The 19,140-nt window shown below is 32.7% G+C and carries 19 protein-coding genes; 11 read left to right on the plus strand and 8 right to left on the minus strand.

The genetic code is table 11. The features are described 5' to 3' along the window. Positions 1-32: 32 nt before the first annotated feature. Positions 33-554: a hypothetical protein gene (locus P3875_RS01065; RefSeq protein WP_303444410.1), complete on the minus strand. Its 522-nt coding sequence runs from the start codon at positions 552-554 to the stop codon at positions 33-35. 318 nt (positions 555-872) lie between these two features. Here P3875_RS01065 and P3875_RS01070 point away from each other — a divergent pair, with 318 nt between their 5' ends. The 3 genes from P3875_RS01070 (at position 873) to P3875_RS01080 (ending at position 5,591) form a co-directional block, all read left to right on the plus strand. Continuing rightward, entirely contained in the window at positions 873-3,638 is a 2,766-nt protein-coding gene (locus P3875_RS01070; RefSeq protein WP_303444411.1) for a 2-oxoglutarate dehydrogenase E1 component, read from the plus strand. Between the two features lie 42 nt (positions 3,639-3,680). Next, positions 3,681-4,895, plus strand: a complete 1,215-nt coding sequence (gene odhB, locus P3875_RS01075; RefSeq protein WP_303444413.1) for a 2-oxoglutarate dehydrogenase complex dihydrolipoyllysine-residue succinyltransferase — start codon at positions 3,681-3,683, stop codon at positions 4,893-4,895. 156 nt (positions 4,896-5,051) lie between these two features. Then, the gene (locus P3875_RS01080) at positions 5,052-5,591 is read left to right on the plus strand and encodes a thioredoxin family protein (protein ID WP_303444414.1); all 540 of its coding nucleotides are present in this window, start codon (positions 5,052-5,054) and stop codon (positions 5,589-5,591) included. A gap of 305 nt (positions 5,592-5,896) precedes the next feature. On the opposite strand, the gene P3875_RS01085 is transcribed toward P3875_RS01080, so the two are convergent. Beyond that, positions 5,897-6,244, minus strand: coding sequence for a winged helix-turn-helix transcriptional regulator (locus tag P3875_RS01085; protein ID WP_303444415.1), 348 nt, complete (start codon positions 6,242-6,244; stop codon positions 5,897-5,899). Positions 6,245-6,336: 92 nt separating this feature from the next. On the opposite strand from P3875_RS01085, the gene nfsB reads away from it, so the two are divergent. From nfsB to dgt, 4 genes are all read left to right on the plus strand, one after another. Further along, positions 6,337-6,996, plus strand: coding sequence for an oxygen-insensitive NAD(P)H nitroreductase (nfsB, locus tag P3875_RS01090; RefSeq protein WP_303444416.1), 660 nt, complete (start codon positions 6,337-6,339; stop codon positions 6,994-6,996). Between the two features lie 87 nt (positions 6,997-7,083). Continuing rightward, the gene (locus tag P3875_RS01095; RefSeq protein WP_303445406.1) at positions 7,084-8,304 is read left to right on the plus strand and encodes a TCR/Tet family MFS transporter; all 1,221 of its coding nucleotides are present in this window, start codon (positions 7,084-7,086) and stop codon (positions 8,302-8,304) included. Beyond that, positions 8,305-9,000: an AAA family ATPase gene (locus P3875_RS01100; protein WP_303444417.1), complete on the plus strand. Its 696-nt coding sequence runs from the start codon at positions 8,305-8,307 to the stop codon at positions 8,998-9,000. A 17-nt stretch (positions 9,001-9,017) separates the two neighbouring features. Further along, entirely contained in the window at positions 9,018-10,349 is a 1,332-nt protein-coding gene (dgt, locus tag P3875_RS01105; protein WP_303445407.1) for a dGTP triphosphohydrolase, read from the plus strand. A 24-nt stretch (positions 10,350-10,373) separates the two neighbouring features. Here the strand turns inward: dgt and P3875_RS01110 are convergent, their stop codons facing one another. From P3875_RS01110 to rplU, 3 genes are all read right to left on the minus strand, one after another. Next, positions 10,374-10,655, minus strand: a complete 282-nt coding sequence (locus P3875_RS01110) for a hypothetical protein (protein WP_303444418.1) — start codon at positions 10,653-10,655, stop codon at positions 10,374-10,376. Positions 10,656-10,759: 104 nt separating this feature from the next. After that, complete coding sequence (gene rpmA, locus P3875_RS01115) at positions 10,760-11,020, minus strand: 50S ribosomal protein L27 (RefSeq protein ID WP_129757648.1); 261 nt, start codon at positions 11,018-11,020, stop codon at positions 10,760-10,762. A 44-nt stretch (positions 11,021-11,064) separates the two neighbouring features. Beyond that, on the minus strand, positions 11,065-11,376 hold the full coding sequence (gene rplU / locus P3875_RS01120; RefSeq protein ID WP_303445408.1) for a 50S ribosomal protein L21: 312 nt from the start codon (positions 11,374-11,376) through the stop codon (positions 11,065-11,067). Between the two features lie 190 nt (positions 11,377-11,566). On the opposite strand from rplU, the gene P3875_RS01125 reads away from it, so the two are divergent. From P3875_RS01125 to P3875_RS01140, 4 genes are all read left to right on the plus strand, one after another. Further along, positions 11,567-12,898, plus strand: a complete 1,332-nt coding sequence (locus P3875_RS01125; protein WP_303444419.1) for a M16 family metallopeptidase — start codon at positions 11,567-11,569, stop codon at positions 12,896-12,898. A gap of 13 nt (positions 12,899-12,911) precedes the next feature. Further along, entirely contained in the window at positions 12,912-14,960 is a 2,049-nt protein-coding gene (locus P3875_RS01130) for an insulinase family protein (RefSeq protein WP_303444420.1), read from the plus strand. A 270-nt stretch (positions 14,961-15,230) separates the two neighbouring features. Further along, positions 15,231-15,896: a hypothetical protein gene (locus tag P3875_RS01135; RefSeq protein ID WP_303444421.1), complete on the plus strand. Its 666-nt coding sequence runs from the start codon at positions 15,231-15,233 to the stop codon at positions 15,894-15,896. Between the two features lie 66 nt (positions 15,897-15,962). Continuing rightward, positions 15,963-16,916 (plus strand): fasciclin domain-containing protein, encoded by a 954-nt coding sequence (locus P3875_RS01140; RefSeq protein ID WP_303444422.1) that lies wholly within the window; start codon positions 15,963-15,965, stop codon positions 16,914-16,916. Between the two features lie 336 nt (positions 16,917-17,252). On the opposite strand, the gene P3875_RS01145 is transcribed toward P3875_RS01140, so the two are convergent. From P3875_RS01145 to P3875_RS01155, 3 genes are all read right to left on the minus strand, one after another. Further along, the gene (locus P3875_RS01145; protein ID WP_303444423.1) at positions 17,253-17,630 is read right to left on the minus strand and encodes a hypothetical protein; all 378 of its coding nucleotides are present in this window, start codon (positions 17,628-17,630) and stop codon (positions 17,253-17,255) included. A gap of 3 nt (positions 17,631-17,633) precedes the next feature. Beyond that, entirely contained in the window at positions 17,634-17,783 is a 150-nt protein-coding gene (locus P3875_RS01150) for a hypothetical protein (RefSeq protein ID WP_303444424.1), read from the minus strand. A 78-nt stretch (positions 17,784-17,861) separates the two neighbouring features. Then, entirely contained in the window at positions 17,862-18,617 is a 756-nt protein-coding gene (locus P3875_RS01155) for an RHS repeat-associated core domain-containing protein (protein WP_303444425.1), read from the minus strand. Positions 18,618-19,140: the final 523 nt, after the last annotated feature.

Consider the following 19,140-nt stretch of genomic DNA (forward strand, 5'->3'; position numbering starts at 1 on the left):
AAAAATCTGAAACTTAAGTTTCAGATTTTTTTTTAAAAAAACACTCGTATAAAAGGCATCCAAGCTTGGTTGTAAACTAAATTACTATCCTTATACAAAACATTGTAACGCACACCAACAGTAACATTTTGGTTGGTATAACCAGCGCCTAAAAATAAAGCTGTGTTCCAAAAATCGTTACTTACATAAGTTGCAGGGTAATATATTTTATTGTTTACACGAAGTTGTTCCAATTCTGCCGATAATTGAACCATTTCAATGGGATTAAAGGTTGTAAGTATATTAACACCATAAGAAGTGCTTTCATAATACCCTTTCGATTTTAAATAATTAAATTGCGCGCCCAAACCAACTGCAAAGTTTTCGGTAATTGGTTTTAATGCGGTAGGCGAAACCGATATATTTGTAAATTCGTTACCAAAATTTAGGCCTAAACCACCACCAAACATTACATCGCTAAAAAAATTTGTTTTTTTAGGTACATAAGTATCTTGTTGCGCCGAACCAATTGTTGCAATCAACAAACAAGCTAAACTAAAAGTTATTTTTTTCATGTTTCAAAGTATTTGTGCTAAGATATTAAAATATTGTTTAGTACCATGTAACCTAAAAAAATATACAATAACATTAAGTGAAGATTAATTTTAAATAAAATTAATTTATGCGTTGTTTTATTATTAATTTATTAAAAATGAACTTGAAAAAAGCAAATAATTTAAAAATAATTATCCAGTTTGTTTGCTACATACAATATAAGCTAATAACCGTAAAAAATTATATCATAAAACTGAACAAAATATTATATTATTAATTGAAACTATTGTATTTTTGTGAAAATTTTTTAACAAAAAAAGAGTCATTAGACAAATATTATGGATAGGTTTTCCTTTTTAAATGCTGCACATACTACATTTTTTGCTGATTTATACGAACAGTACCTTACAAGTCCTGATAGTGTAGAACCAAGTTGGAGAAGTTTTTTTCAGGGGTTCGATTTTGCAAATGAATACAATGGCAGCCCTGTTGAACAATTATCAAATGCATACCAAGGTTCTGGCGAATCTGTAGCAATTGCTGAAACGGTTAAAAAAGAATTTGCCGTATTAAAATTAATCGATGCATACCGCACTCACGGTCATTTAACTACCAAAACAAATCCTTTTTTAAATAATATTACCGAAACACCTGATTTATCAATTGAAAAATTTGGTCTTTCACAAGCCGATTTAAATACTACTTTTGACGCTGCACAAAGCATTCAACTTCCTAAAAGTACGTTACAACAAATTATTACTCATTTACAAAACACCTATTGTACAACTATTGGAATAGAATATATGTATATTCCAAACGAAGAAAAAGTACAATGGATTGCAAAATATGTTGAATCAACGGTATCAAATTTAAACAACGATCAACAAAAGCAAATTTTAGAAAAATTAGTACAAGCTGCTGCTTTTGAAAACTTTTTTCATACTAAATACGTAGGTCAAAAACGTTTTTCATTAGAAGGATTAGAAGCTACGATACCAGCGTTAGACATGTTAATTGAAGCTGCTGCTAACTCAGGTGTTGAAGATGTGGTTATTGGAATGGCTCACCGCGGACGTTTGAATATTTTGGCTAACATTATGCAAAAGCCAGCAAGTAAAATTTTCACTGAATTTGACGGGAAGGATTACGCAGATGTTGACGAAACTTTTGATGGCGATGTAAAATACCATTTAGGTTATACATCAGAACGCCAAACACCATCAGGAAAAAATATAACTTTAAATTTAGCTCCAAACCCTTCGCATTTAGAAACTGTAGGTGCTGTTATTGAAGGTGTTGTGCGTGCAAAACAAGATAAATTATACCCTAATAATTTTTCTAAAGTATTGCCTATTGCTTTGCATGGCGATGCAGCTGTAGCAGGACAAGGGATTGTTTACGAAATTGTTCAAATGAGCAAGTTACGTGCTTACCAAACGGCAGGTACGATACATATGGTATTAAACAACCAAGTAGGTTTTACAACTAACTATAAAGACGCTCGTTCTGGTGTTTATTCTACCGATATTGCTAAAGTTGTAGCAGCACCAGTTGTTCATGTAAATGCTGATGATGCCGAAGCTGCAGTTAAAGCAATGTTATTTGCCTTAGCTTATAGAATGCAGTTTAACGAAGATGTTTTTGTCGATTTAATAGGTTACCGTAAATACGGACATAACGAAGGTGATGAACCGCGTTTTACTCAACCTATTTTATATAAATTAATTTCAAAACACCAAAACGCACGTACCATTTACAACGCACGTTTAATTGAAAATAACGTAATTAATGATGCGTATGTTGGTGTATTAGAAGATAAATATAAAGCACTTTTAGAAGAAAACTTAGCGCAAGCTAAAGATACTGAAAAGGCAATTGTAATTCCATTTATGCAAAATGAATGGAAAGAGTATAAAATTGCAAATGTGCAACAAATGCTACAAACGTACGAAACAAAAGTTTCACGTGAATTGTTAGATGAAATTGCTCCTAGTTTAACTGCTTTACCTAGCGATAAAAAATTTATCAGCAAAGTATCTAAACTAATCAAAGATCGTTATAATATGTACTACGAAACCAATCGATTAGATTGGGCAATGGGCGAATTATTAGCTTACGGTACATTGTTAACTGAAGGATTTGATGTGCGTTTTACCGGACAAGATGTACAACGTGGTACCTTTTCGCACCGCCATGCAGTTGTTAAAACAGAAGATACCGAATATGAATATGTGCCGTTAAACAATTTAAAAGAACAAAACGGACAAATGCGTATTTACAATTCACATTTATCTGAATACGCTGTTTTAGGATATGAATACGGATATGCAATGGCAAATCCAAAAGCATTAACAATTTGGGAAGCACAATTTGGAGATTTTTCAAACGGTGCACAAATCATGATTGATCAATACATATCGGCTGGTGAAGATAAATGGGGCAACCAAAACGGTATTGTAATGTTGTTGCCACATGGTTATGAACACCAAGGTGCAGAACACTCATCTGCACGTTTAGAGCGTTATTTACAACTTTGTGCAAATCACAATATTTACGTAGCAAATTGTACAACACCTGCAAACCATTTTCATATGTTGCGCAGACAAATGGTAACTAATTTTAGAAAGCCATTGGTTGTAATGTCGCCTAAATCTTTATTGCGCCATCCTGAAGCTACTTCTACAATTGAAGAATTAACATCAGGAGCGTTCCAAGCAGTTATTGATGATCCTAAAGTTCAAGACAAAAACGCTGTTAAAACCTTAGTTTTTGTTTCGGGTAAATTTTATTACGATTTACAAGTCGAAAAGGAAAATTTAGGTAGAAACGATATCGCTTTTGTTCGTTTAGAACAATTATTCCCGTTAGATACTAACAAATTACAAGAAATAATAAGCACGTATCCTAATGTAGATGACTATGTTTGGGCACAAGAAGAACCGCAAAATATGGGAGCATATGGTTATATGTTAATGAACTTTAATTTAGTTCGTTTCCGTGTAGCATCACCAGCACCAGCTGCAGCACCAGCTGCAGGTTCATCGGTTCGTTCTAAAGCGCGATATGCAAAAGCAATAGCTAAAGTTTTCAATAAAAATTTATAATTTTAAACGTATTAATAACAACAATATTAAATTAATATACTCATGAGTATCTTAGAAATGAAAGTTCCTTCGCCAGGAGAGTCGATCACAGAAGTGGAAATTGCTACTTGGTTAGTAAAAGATGGAGACTATGTAGAGAAAGACCAAGCAATTGCTGAGGTTGATTCAGACAAAGCAACTTTAGAATTACCTGCAGAAGCAAGCGGTATCATTACTTTAAAAGCTGAAGAAGGTGATGCAGTAGCAGTTGGTCAGGTTGTTTGTTTAATCGATACAAGTGCTGCAAAACCATCGGGTAGTGCACCTGCTGCAGAAGCACCTAAAGTAGAAGAGAAAAAAGTAGAAGTTAAAGCAGAACCAGTTGCAACTGCAACAACATACGCATCAGGTTCGGCGTCGCCTGCTGCTAAAAAAATATTAGATGAAAAAAACATCAGTGCTAGTACTATTCAAGGTACTGGTAAAGATGGGCGTGTAACTAAAGAAGATGCTTTAAACGCAGTGCCATCAATGGGTACACCAACAGGTGGACCTCGTGGAATGGAGCGTAAAAAAATGTCTATGTTACGCAGAAAGGTTGCAGAACGTTTGGTAGAAGCTAAAAATACTACGGCTATGTTAACTACTTTTAACGAAGTTAACTTAACCGAAGTAAATAAATTGCGTTCTGAATTTAAAGACGCTTTTAAGGCCAAACATAACGTTTCGCTAGGTTTTATGTCGTTCTTTACTAAAGCTGTAACACGTGCTTTAGAATTGTTCCCAGACGTAAATTCAATGATCGACGGTCAAGATCAAATTAAATTTGATTTTGCTGATATTTCTATCGCTGTTTCTGGACCTAAAGGATTAATGGTTCCGGTTGTTCGCAATGCTGAATTGTTATCTTTCCGTGGGGTTGAAGCTGAAATTAAACGTTTGGCTACTAGAGCACGCGACGGACAAATTACTGTTGATGAAATGACAGGTGGTACCTTTACTATTACGAATGGTGGTGTGTTTGGTTCTATGTTATCTACACCAATTATAAACCCTCCACAATCGGGTATCTTAGGTATGCACAATATTATAGAGCGTCCTGTAGCAGTTAACGGTCAAGTTGTAATTGCGCCAATGATGTACATAGCATTGTCTTATGATCATAGAATTATTGACGGACGTGAGTCTGTTGGTTTCTTAGTTGCTGTTAAAGAAGCTTTAGAAAACCCAATGGAATTGTTAATGAACAACGATCCTAAAAAAGCATTGGAATTATAGTATTTTATTGTTTTTTATATTGCTAAAAGTCTTTCTACAATAGAAAGACTTTTTTTATTGAATAAATTTTGTAAGCTTGTTTAAAATAAGTAGATTAACGGCTGCTTAACAAAATATAAAAATTGAACAGTTTATTTTTAAAAGAATTATTTTAATATGAAGAATGCTTTTTTTTCAATTTTACTTTTATGCATTGCTAATTTAATTTCGGCTCAAGTTACATTTGAATCTACGTTAGAAGAAGTTTTTGAAAAAGCTAAAAATCAAAATAAATTAGTGTTTATAGAATATTACCGACCCGATTGCCCTGTATGTTTACAATTAGAAGATCTTTTTAAAAATGATTCTGAATTAGCAGCATTTTATAACTCAAATTTTGTTAATTATGCTGTAAATACACAAAACCAAACAAATAAAACTGATTTAGACTTTATACATTCATTTAAATTAAACTTAAATAAAGTTCCTGCATTACTTTACTTTGATGCTAATAAGAATTTTCTACATTTTGGTAAAGTAAATTTAAATTCAATAGCATTAATAAACGAAGCTAAAAAGGCTTTATTACCAAATGAAAGGTCAACAAATTTGGTAAATAAATATGAAAATGGTGACAGAACCGTAAAAACACTTTACGCGTATTGCAATCAGTTAATTCTTACTAATGAATATGAAAAACTAATAAAAGTATCTTAAGAACTTTACGAATCCTTCAACAAAGAAGAATTACCCACCAAAAAAAGTTATATTGTTTTAAAACAAGTTATTAAAAATACCGATAATGGTTTTTTTCAATTTTGGATACATAACTTAGATAAATTAAACGGTTTTGAAAACAAACATAAAGCCGGAACCGAAAAATTAGTTTTAGAACAAATTGTTATTAACGAATTGAATAAATCAAATTATAAAAATTTTGATGCTGCAAAAAAAGAAATTTATAAAAACTATCTACAAAAATTAAATTTAATTAACGAAATTGATCGTTATTTTAAATAAAATTAGCCATTAGCCCTTTCGTGTCCCCATTTTGCAATTGCGTGAACCAAAGGTATAAGTGTTAACCCTACCTTTGTTAATTCATAATCAACCTTTAAAGGTGGTTTATCTGCATAAACAGTGCGCGTAATAATGCCATCGTCTTGTAATTGTTGCAATTGCAAACTTAAAGTGCGTTCTGTTACCATAGGCATGGCTTTACGTAATTCATTATAACGCATTTTTCCAGCCGATAAATGATATAAAATTACTGTTTTCCATTTGCCACCAATTACTCCCATTGTTAAACTAGTACAACACGGGTAGTTTTTTCCGTTATATTCAAATGAATGATCTGGTTGTTTTGCCATAAAATTAGAACTATCTAAAAGGATAGTTCTTGCAAAGATAAAAAACTATATTTAGTTTTGCTACTATAAAAATTATAGTAAATAAATATCACATGAATCTTAAACAAATTTTAGATTGGCGTTATTCAACTAAAAGTTTCGACCCAAATAAAAAAATATCAGATGCGGATTTTGAGCAAATTAAAAACTTGTTACAAATGAGTCCGTCTAGTACCAATTTACAACCATGGCATTTTATAGTTGCACAAACGCATGAAGGTAAGCAACGCGTAGCAAAAGGTACGGCAGGCTTTTTTCATTTTAACGAAGCTAAAGTTATGAATGCATCTGCAGCAGTAGTTTTTTGTGCTAAAACAGATTTAAACGATGATTACATGCAGCTTTTATTAGAACAAGAAGCTAAAGATGGGCGTTTTCCTAACCCCGATGTTAAAAAAGGTATGTACAACACTCGTAATTTGTTTGCAAATATTCATAAATACGATTTAAAAGATTTGCAGCATTGGTTAGAAAAACAAGTGTATTTAAACATTGGTAATTTTCTTTTAGGTGTAGCAAGTTTAGGAATTGATGCAGTGCCAATGGAAGGTTTAGATATGAAAGCTATTGACGAAGAGTTTGGTTTACGTGAAAAAGGCTTTACAGCTATTACCGTAGTATCGTTAGGTTATAGAACTGAAGCTGACTTTAACGATCCCAACAAAACGCCAAAATCACGTTTTCCACAAGAAGAAATTATTACTGTTATTTAAAAAATGTTTAAGAAGTTGTTTTAAAATACTATTTGAAACAACTTCTTTTTTTTACTTTTCGTAGCTTTGTTTTTTATTTAAAAATATATTATGAGCTCTAAAAAGTCGGCTGCAATTGGTTTTATATTCATTACCATGTTAATAGATATTATTGGTATTGGAATTATAATACCAGTAATTCCAAAATTATTACAAGAATTGAATCATTCTGATATAAGTGAAGCAGCACAACTAGGTGGTTGGTTAGCATTTGCTTATGCATTTACCCAATTCTTATGCGCACCGCTTATGGGCAGCTTGTCTGATAAATACGGCAGACGCCCCGTTTTACTTATATCGTTAATGGCTTTTGCAGTAGATTATTTAGTGTTGGCAACAGCGCCAAATGTATCATGGCTTTTTATAGGTAGAATCATTGCAGGTATTACAGGGGCAAGTATTTCTACAGCAATGGCTTATATTTCAGACGTAAGTACACCCGAAAACAAAGCCAAAAACTTTGGATTAATAGGTGCTGCTTTTGGTATTGGTTTTATTATAGGTCCGGTAATTGGGGGCTTGTTAGGACAATACGGTTCGCGTGTGCCTTTTTATGCAGCAGCAGCTTTATGTTTTGTGAATTTTATTTACGGATATTTTGTACTGCCAGAATCTTTAAAACCAGAAAAAAGAAGAGCTTTTGAGTGGAAAGCAGCCAACCCAATTGGTTCTTTATTGCGTTTAAAAAAGTTCCCAACCATTATAAGCTTGGTGGCAGCCATGTTTTTCATGTATTTTGCATCGCATGCCGTTCATGGAAATTGGAGTTTTTATACCATGTACCGTTTTAATTGGGACGAACGAATGGTGGGTATCTCATTAGGGGTAATAGGTTTATTGGTAGCCATAGTCCAAGGTGGATTGGTACGTTACGTAAATCCACGTATAGGCAACGGTAAAAGTATTTTAATAGGTTTTAGTTTAAACACGTTAGGATTGCTTTTAATTGCATTTGCAGCTCAACAATGGATGATTTTTGTTTTCTTAATACCCTATTGTATGGGTGGATTAGCAGGGCCTGCCATTCAATCTGAAATTACGAACCATATACCAGCTAATGAACAAGGGCAAATACAAGGAACTTTAGCAAGTTTAAATAGCGCAACAGCAACTTTTGGTCCGTTAGCCATGACATCGGTTTTTTATTATTTTACACACAATTCAGCACCTTTTAAATTTCCAGGTGCCCCTTTTATTTTAGCTTTTTTCTTAATGCTTTGTGCAATAGTTTTTGCTTATAAAGGGTTAAAAAAAACACAAGCAATTTAAATGAGTACTTTTTATTATATAGATAGAAGCAAAATTTCGTTTGAAGATTTTATAGCATCGCCCCAAATTAAAAGTCATTTAATGGCTTTTTTACACGAACAGCAGTTTAAACATTTATTTGAATCGTACCAAATACCCGTTGCTAATAAATTATTGTTGTACGGCGATAGTGGGTGCGGAAAAACAATGACAGCTAAGGTAATTGCCAATCATTTAAATAAGAAATTAATGATTGTGAACTTAGCAACCATTATTTCATCAAAATTAGGTGAAACAGCTAAAAATTTAGACGCTCTTTTTAAAGAATCGCAGTATGAAAGTATGGTTTTGTTATTAGATGAATTTGATTCGTTAGGACAAATACGCGATTACGATAATAAAGATAATTCAGAAATGAAAAGGGTAGTAAACGCAATTATTCAGTTAATGGATTACTTTCCTCAAAAATCTATTTTGGTAGCAGCAACCAACCAAATTCATATGATAGATAGCGCCTTAAAACGCAGATTTGAGTGGCAAATTGGGTATGAAAAACCTACACCCGATTTGTTAGATAATTTATACCACACCTTAAAAGGATCTATTCCAGAAAAATACCATCCTAAAAAATATTTGTATAACGTTTCGTATGCCCAAGCAAAAGACGATTTTTACAAACAAGTAAAACAAAATATTATAAACGAACAATTGTCTTAAAAATGACAAAGCAAATAATGAACTGGCAACAGCTGTTATCGTTAAAAAAATTTGGCGATATACAAGTACGCGAACGCAAAAACGAAAACCCATCACGCATTGGTTTTGAGGTAGATTACGACAGAATTATTTTCTCGAATGCGTTTCGCAGTTTGCAAGATAAAACACAAGTTATACCCCATTCTAAAACCGATTTTGTACACACTCGTTTAACTCATAGTTTAGAAGTTTCGGTTGTTGGCAGATCAATTGGTAGATTGGCGGGTTTACAAATTATTGAAAAATACCCCGAACTTAAAGATTTAGGCTATACCATTAACGATTTTGGTGCTATTGTAGCTGCCGCTTGTTTGTGCCACGATATTGGAAATCCACCTTTTGGACATTCGGGCGAAAAAGCCATTGGCGATTTTTTTAAACACGGTGCTGGTGAACAGTTTCGATTAGATTTAGAACCTGCACAATGGCAAGATTTAATTGATTTTGAAGGAAACGCAAACGGTTTTCATATATTAACCGATTCGCGTCCTGGTGCCGAAGGCGGTTTACGTATTTCATATGCCACATTGGGTGCTTTTATGAAATATCCAAAAGAAAGTTTGCCTAAAAAGCCAACCAATGAAATTTCCGACAAAAAATACGGTTTTTTTCAGGCCGACAAAGACTCTTTTGTTGATATTGCCAATACCTTAGGTTTGTTAAAAAGGGCAGGTGATAGCATGCGTTATTTGCGCCATCCGTTAACTTATTTGGTAGAAGCTGCAGATGATATTTGTTACACGATAATTGATTTTGAAGACGGTATTAATTTAGGTTGGATACCAGAAGAACACGCCTTAGAATTTTTAATAAAAATTGTAAAAAACAATATAAACTCGGTTAAATACGCGCAGTTACAAACCAAAGCCGAACGTGTAAGTTATTTGCGTGCATTAGCTATTGGCAGCTTAATTAACGATGTGGTGCGTGTGTTTATGGAAAACGAAGACGAAATTTTAAAAGGTAATTTTCCGTATGCATTAACCGATAAATGTGCGTATGTAGCACAAATGAAAGATATTATTGCTATTAGTGTAAGTAATGTGTACGAAAGTAAAGAAGTAGTTGAAAAAGAAGTTGTAGGTTACAAAGTGTTGCATACGTTGTTAGATAAATTTATTGCAGCTACCAATAATAAATTTAATGGAACCACTACTCATTATGACGAGCTTATTTTAAAATTATTACCCGAACAATACCAAACCGAAAGCGAAAGTTTGTATGTACGTTTATTAAATGTATGCCGATTTATTTCGTTGTTAACCGATGGTAAAGCGTTAGAATTGTATCATTCTATTGTAGGGCGATAATAGTTTTGTGAGTTTTTCATAAAGCTATTGATTTACTGTGTAGAAAAACGGAACAAATATCATTACTAAAATAGTAAATATTGATATTGCTAGAGGCGCTATATAATTTTTTTTATTAAAACGTTCGCTTCTCAGCAAAAAGATCAGCACAACTATAGGCATTACAAATGTACTTAAAACAGCTATAAGTGATGTAAGTTCGTAAATAGCACTTAATACAGGATAGTCATAAAGATTTACAATCTTTGTTAAAAGCCAAAAACATAACAAAGCCAATGAAATATATAGAAGTATTTTATTTTTCATAAGAGTGGTTTTTAAAATCAAACCAATATAATAAAAAAATCTAATATTATTATATAAAAAAAGCATCTCATTGAGATGCTTTTAATTTTTTCAGTCTAAGAAGATTAAGCTTCAAATGGTACAATAGAAACGAAAGATTTGTTATCTCTCTTTTTTACAAATTGTACAATACCATCAACTTTAGCATGTAAAGTATGATCTTTCCCCATGTAAACATTTTCACCTGGGTTATGTTTTGAACCTCTTTGTCTTACAATGATGTTACCAGCAATAGCTGCCTGACCACCATAAATCTTAACGCCTAAACGTTTCGATTCTGATTCTCTACCGTTCTTAGAACTACCGACACCTTTCTTGTGAGCCATGATGTTTGGTTTTTAAAAATTGTTAATACTTTTCTGGTTTCAGATTACATGTTGATGCCTTCGATAACGATTTGCGTCAATGCTTGTCTGTGACCGTTTTTCTTTTTGTACCCTTTTCTTCTTTTCTTTTTGAAAACGATAACTTTGTCACCTTGAAGGTGTTTTAAAACTTTCGCTCCTACTGAAGCTCCTGTTATAGCTGGGGCGCCTAAAGTTAATGTTCCTGCATTGTCAACTAAAAGAACTTTGTCAAAAGTAACATTTGTTCCTTCTTCAGCTGCCAAACGGTGAACATACACTTTTTGGTCTTTGCTAACTTTGAATTGTTGCCCTGCTATCTCTACGATTGCGTACATAACAATTAAATTAAAATTTGTTTTTAAGACTGCAAATATACAAAAAATATCTAAATACAAATTGTAAGTTGTTAGTTTTTAAAAAATTAATTCGCTAAAAAAAATAAATTAAAAAAAAGCATCATTTAAATGTAACAAAATCACGAAATTGCACACTAATTTTAAAAATCAAATTAATTTAATCGAAGTTATGAGAAAATCTTTAACAGCTTTAGCTACAACACTTCTTGTAAGCAGTGTTGCCTTAGCACAGAAAGTTGAATTTGAAGAGTACACATTAGACAATGGTTTGCACGTGGTTTTACATCAAGACAAATCTGCGCCAGTTGTGGTTACTTCAGTTATGTACCATGTTGGTGCAAAAGACGAAAACCCTAGTCGTACTGGGTTTGCACACTTTTTTGAACATTTATTGTTTGAAGGAACCGAAAACATTCAAAGAGGTGAGTGGTTTAAGTTAGTTACTGCTAATGGTGGGCATAATAACGCAAATACATCAGACGACCGTACGTATTATTACGAAGTTTTTCCATCGAACAATTTAGAATTAGCTATTTGGATGGAATCGGATCGTTTGTTACAACCTGTAATTAACCAAATTGGTGTTGATACACAAAACGAGGTTGTTAAGGAAGAAAAACGCTTACGTGTTGATAACAGCCCTTACGGAAACTGGATTACCGAAGTAAAGAAAAACTTATTTAAAAAACACCCGTACCGTTGGGCACCAATTGGTTCAATGGAACATTTAGATGCTGCTACTTTAGAAGAGTTTCAAGCATTCAACAAAAAATTCTACGTGCCAAACAATGCTGTTTTAGTTATTGCAGGTGATATTGAGTTTGCTAAAACCAAAGAATTAGTACAAAAATACTTTGGCGTTGTTAAGCGCGGTGCCGATGTACCACGTGTAAACATTCAAGAAGATGCAATTACGCAGCCTATTAAAGCAACTGCTTACGACGCTAACATTCAAATACCAATGTACATCACTGCTTATAGAACACCATCTATGAAAACGCGTGAAGCTCGTGTATTAGATATGATTTCATCGTACTTATCAGGTGGAAAATCATCGCCAATGCAAAAGAAAATTGTTGATGAAAAGAAAATGGCTTTACAGTTATTTGCTTTTAATTATTCTCAAGAAGATTACGGTATGTATTTAATTGCTGGTTTGCCAATGGGCGATACAACCCGCGAAGCATTACAAACTGAAATTGATGCTGAAATTTCTAAATTACAAAACGAATTAATTTCTGAAAGAGATTATCAAAAATTACAAAACGATTTTGAAAGTCGTTACGTTAGTCAAAACTCTGATTTAGAAGGTTTGGCAGAAAACTTGGCTACTAATTATTTGTTATTTGGCGATATCAACTTAATTAACGAAGAAATTAACATTTATCGTTCAATTACAAGAGAAGAAATTCGCGATGTTGCTAAAAAATACCTACAAAGCAATTCACGTTTATTATTAGATTACGTACCAGCAAAAGGAGAAGCAGAATCAGCTAAATAAGAAAGTATACAAAATGAAAAAAATATTAGTATTCGCATCAGCTTTGTTACTAACTATTAGTGCCGAAGCTCAAATAAAACGTCCACAACCACAACCAGGTCCAATGCCAACGGTTCACGTACAAAAACCACAAGAATTTACCTTGAAAAATGGTTTAAAAGTAATGGTTGTTGAAGATCATAAATTACCACGCGTTAGCTATATGTTAACTATTGATACACCACCTTATGTAGAAGGTGAAAAAGCAGGTGTATCAAGTTTAACAAGTGCAGTTGTTGGTAACGGAACTGCAAAAACACCTAAAGAAAAATTTAATGATGAAATTGACTTTTTAGGAGCTAATTTAAGTTTTTGGAACACAGGTGCTTCAGCAAGTGGTTTATCTAAATACAGTTCTCGTTTGTTAGAATTAATGGCCGAAGGTTCATTAAGTCCTATTTTCTCTCAAGAAGAATTTGATAAAGCAAAGCAACAAGCTATTGAAGGTTTAAAATCAGATGAAAAATCAGTATCATCAGTTGCACGCCGTGTGACTAATGCTTTATTGTTTGGTACCAATCACCCAACTGGTGAATTTACTACAGAAAAATCGTTAAACAGCGTTACCTTAGACGATGTGAAGCAAAATTACGCATCGTACTTTGTACCAGAAAATGCTTATTTAGTAGTAGTGGGTGATGTAAAGTTTAAAGATGTTAAAAAACAAGTAATTAAATTGTTTAAAAACTGGAAAAAAGCTTCGGCACCCGTTGCAAAATACCCAGAACCAAACGATGTTATTAAAACACAAATTGATTTTATTGACATGCCAAACGCGGTACAGTCTGAAATTGCTTTGGTAAACACAGTAAACCTTAAATTAACCGATAAAGATTATTTTGCAGCTTTAATTGCAAACCAAATTTTAGGTGGTGGCGGTGAAGGTCGTTTATTCTTAAACTTACGTGAAGCACACGGTTGGACATACGGGGCATATTCATCGTTAGGTTCAGGTAAATACACATCAAAATTTGCTTCATCTGCATCGGTACGTAACGTAGTAACCGATTCTGCTGTGGTTGAATTTGTAAACGAAATTCAAAAAATTAGAACAAAACCTGTTACTCAAGAAGAATTAGATCTTGCTAAAGCAAAATACATAGGTAATTTTGTAATGGAAACTCAAAAACCAGGTACCATTGCAAGCTTTGCATTACGTACTAAAACACAAGAATTACCAGCAGATTTTTACGAAAACTACATTAAAAACATTCAAGCAGTAACTGTTGCCGATGTACAACGTGTAGCTAACAAATATTTCAAAAAAGACAATCAACGTATTGTAATTGTTGGTAAAGGTGCCGATGTAGCTGGTACTTTAGACCGTTTAGGTTACCCAGTTAACTACTACGATCGTTTTGCAAATCCGGTTGCTAAGCCAGTGTTTAAAAAAGCAGCTCCTGCAGGTGTTACTTCTAAAACAGTTATCGAAAACCATATTAAAGCAATAGGTGGTGAAGCTAAGTTAAAAGAAGTAAAATCGGTAGCAACAACTGCTAAAGGTTCTATGCAAGGTATGGAAATTACAATGACACAAAAACAAACGGCTAAAGGACAAATGATGGCTTCTTTAAACGGAATGGGTATGGAGTTAATGAAACAAGTTATTACACCAACAATGGGGTACATTTCTGGTCAAGGTCAAAAGCAAGAATTAAAAGGCGATGATTTAAAAGAAGCTCAAAAATCGGCTGTATTATTTTCTGAATTAGAAGATTTAAAAAATGCAGCAACTTTTGAATTAACAGGTATTGAAACTTTAAACGGTGAAGAAGTTTATGTTTTAAAGAAAAACAAACAAACTGTTTTTTACAGCGTTGCAACTGGTTTAAAAGTAGCTTCGTCTGAAACTATGGAAGCACAAGGTAAATCTATGGAAATGACAACCAATTACAGCAATTATAAAGATGTAAAAGGTGTTAAATTTGCACATTCTTTTACAATGCCAATGTTAGGTGGTGCTGAATTTAAAGTATCTGAAATTAAAGTAAACGAAGGAGTTACCGACGCTGACTTTAAATAGTATTTTATATTTATTTTATTTAAAAGCCTCAAAAGCATTTGTCTTTTGAGGCTTTTTTAATTGCACAAATCCAAATTAATTTTTTATAACAATTTTAAATTTAGTATTTTTAAATACTTTAATTAATATTTATTAGTATATTTACATACTATTTATTTTATTAGAAAGAAAATGTCACACAAAGCAATTGTTTTTTTAAACACCATAAGTTTGGTACTAACTATAATAGTTAATTATTTATTAAATACTGGTTTGATAAATGGCACTACCATGAAAACAATTTCAGATAACTATTATAATTTATTTACTCCAGCTGGTTATGCATTTGCAATTTGGGGGCTAATTTATACCCTTTTAATTATTCATTGTATCTATAACATTTATATTATAATTAAAACCAATCAAAGTTCAATAATTAACGCAATTGGTTTGCTGTTTTTTTTTACTAATATTATTAATTGTTTGTGGGTTTATTTTTGGTTAAACAATGCAATTGAAGTGTGCTTGGTTTTAATGATTTTATTACTGGTTTTACTTGTTAAAATTGTTTTAAGACTACAACCATTTATACAAAATTCAAGCATGAATAGTTTTGTTAATGTGGCACCTTTTACTATATATACAGGATGGATTTCTGTTGCACTAATTGCCAATAGCGCCGTTTTTTTAACAAAAATAAATTGGCAACCTGTTTTTTTAAATAATGTTGGTTATACATTATTGTTAATTGTAATTGCTTTTATGATAGGTGTATACGGTACATTAAAGTACAAAATAAGCGGTTTTGGCACGGCAATAGCTTGGGGGTTAATTGCTGTAAGTGTATCAAATTTTAATAAAAATTTAAATATTGCTGTTGTTGCACTAGTAGTATCAATTATACTATTAACAATAAGCATTTTAACCTTAAAAAGTGTTTTTTCTAAACAAAACTAAAAAATCTTTTAATTTTTTTGAATGATATTTTATAACGATCACTACTAACATTTAAAATGAATTATTATGAAAATTAGAACTTCCCTAAGAAAATTTGCAAGTGCAACTTTTGCATTAGCAACATTGGTATTAACAACAGCGTGTTCAGAAGACGATTCAACACCAATGATGCCACAAGAAAAAACAATAACAACTATTGTGAGTGAAAACCAAGATTTTTCGCTTTTAAAAAGTGCTGTAGTAAAAGCAAATTTAGCCGAAACTTTAAATGGTACAGGACCTTTTACTGTATTTGCCCCAAACAATCAAGCTTTTGCAGCTTCTGGAATTTCGCAAGAAACCATTAATAGCCTTTCTGTTAATGAATTAAGCGCTATTTTGTTATATCATACTGTAGCAGGTAAAATAATTGCGGCAAACGTTCCTGCAGGACCAAATGCCGAAGTTGCTACAGTTTATGGCGATAAAATTTATGTTACTAAAGACAGTCGTGGTGTATTTGTAAATGGCTGGAAAGTGAATACTGCCGACATAAGTGCATCAAACGGAGTAATACATAGTATAGAACATGTTTTAATGCCACCAATGCAAAATATAGTGCAAATGGCCCAAAGTAATGCAAACCTTTCTTATTTGGTTGCTGCTGTGTTGCGCGCAAGTCAAGGAACAACTAATGTAGCTAATGTACTTGCAACAACAAACAATTTAACTGTTTTTGCACCAACTAACCAAGCATTTATGAATGCTGGATTTCCTACAATTGTTTCTATTGAAAATGCCGATCCAGATACATTGGCTTCTATTTTAACATATCATGTTATTGGGGCACGTGCTTTTTCATCTGATTTATCAAATGGTCAGACATTAAGTACTTTAAACGGCGGTAATTTAATGGTGTTATTAGGTAATCAGGCAACAGTAAAGGGTAATTCAAATAGTTCAGCTTCTGTAATAACTTCGGTTAATATGTTGGCAACAAACGGAGTGGTTCATGTAATAGATCAGGTTTTACTTCCGTAACAAAAATTTAAGTACAATTTTTTCAGTTAAAGCAGGTAATTATTAAAAGCCTGCTTTTTTATTTTAAAAATAATAAGTTGGTTTATTACCCCAAATTAATACCTCAAAGGTAGCTAACTTTACTATAAGCACGATCTTACCATTATGTAAAAAGTTAACTTTTATTGCAATTTTTGATAGGGTATAATAAGCACACTTACTTTGTCATAAAAGCGAAACTATTTAATGTGCAACAGCAGTAAGTGTTTTTTAGCAAAACAGCCTCAATACGTTTGTAAAGAGGCTGTTGTATTTTTAAAATGTTTAAAAACAACAATGTTGCATTTAAAATATCTATTATTTATATCTACTATAAATCCATCCATTTATAAAAAGTAATCCCCAACAAAAAATAATGAAAGATATTACTTTTACCATCCCTATTATTTTATCTTTCTTACTTTCGTTTCCCCATTTTTTATCAAACTCATCAAATCTTCCTCTATATAATTTATTGTTGTAATAATCTAATCCAAAAAAGATTGAAAGAAAAATTAAGTATTCAATTAAATTTGCTTTTCCTATTATTTTAAAAGGGCCGTAAATCGTAAAAAAAATAATATTTACAATTATCAATGTTTGACAAACTGTTACAGTAATAGTTGCTCTTTCGTAATTTTTTAAAAAATTAAGCTTCGCAATTCTATAGTATAAATATTCAAAAAATGTCTTCATAATTTAATTTTTTAGGCCCTCCTCAACACCATTTGCAATTCTATCTGTTAAAGTAGTGCCTGTTGCAACTCCAACAGTTAAATCTATAATTGCGTAAGCTAAACCTGCACCGGGGAAAATTATTGACAATGTACCAATAGCAGCTTTTACCACTGTACCCGTACCTTGTTTATTGGCTCTAAAATCTTCTAAAACTGTAAAAGTAACTCCAGCAATACCTAATTTTGTACCTCAAGATTTGGCTGATGTTAGCACACCTTCTGTGGCACCTACATACTTTAATAACGATTCCGTTTTTGACAAGTGCAAACCGGCATGACCTGCCATTGCAGATGCAGCTTTAAGATTACTTTGCTCTGCACCAAAAAAATCAAAAGCAAATTTACTGACATCAACTCCTAAAACATTAACACGTCCATTAAAATTTGATATTAAATTTAATGCTTTTTGTACATTTGAATGTATTGCTGCACCACCTCCAGTAATTTTCCCTCCTTTCATAGTCATTATCATTTCTGGTAAATCTAAAGAAAATCCATTTTCCTCATTGGACATAAACTCAGCAATGGACTTATAGCTAGTATTTGAATTATGGTTTAGATAGTTAAACAACAAACCTATTTCATATGGATCACTAACACTTATATTTCCATTAGCATCCAATTCATATAAGCCTGTTGGGTCACTCCAAAAAATCGGATTATTATATCCATAACGATACGGAGTATGATTGTAAGCCAGTTCACTCAAAGCGTCCATCACATTAAAACGTCCTAACGCACTGTCGTAATGCCTAAAATCTGTTTCTGTTACATTAAGCGCAAAACTGTCTACGTATTCTTTGTTTAAGTACTTATAAGCTTCTGCTTCTTCGTTGCGGCAACTATTGGCAATATCATTATAGCCTTGGTGCTGTAACCCAAACGGATAATAGTTGTTTTGCCTCCACTTTTTATTTGTATGTTTTGGTCTCGGCGAACCTCGCAAGCTCGGTTTCTTCTAATATCTCTGTTGCAGGATTAATGCTTCCGTCACCGTTGCAATCTGCATAGCTTAACCTTACACTCACTGCGTTCGGGTCTCTTCAACGAAAGTTTTCTCAAAGCTTTGTCTCGTGAATCAAAATGATCTTTGTATTGATAAACGGAAAGATACGAATTTGTTCCGTTTGGTTTTACATAACCTTCGGCATGCGGGAAAAACTGCAATTGTCCGTTTAAATGCTGAAACCGTACAGGTAATCGATGGTTTGTGTCGCATCACTGTTTGGTTGTAATTGCTTTTATAGTTAAATCAATCCTTTTTAGACTGTCTAAAAGAAATGTTTGTGATTGGAAGAGAGGAGACAACCCAACTTTTCATTGACAGAGGGGAGCTTTTGTTTAAAACGCCCTCTTAATAGAATGTCAACTTTTGTTGCAATTTTTGATAGGGTATCACCGCTTTCTTATTAAAGTAGAAACTATTAAATGTACAACAGCAGTAAGTGTTTTATAGTAAAACAGCCTCA

This window comes from Myroides sp. JBRI-B21084 (assembly GCF_030545015.1).
In the GTDB taxonomy this organism is placed as follows: Bacteria; Bacteroidota; Bacteroidia; order Flavobacteriales; family Flavobacteriaceae; genus Flavobacterium.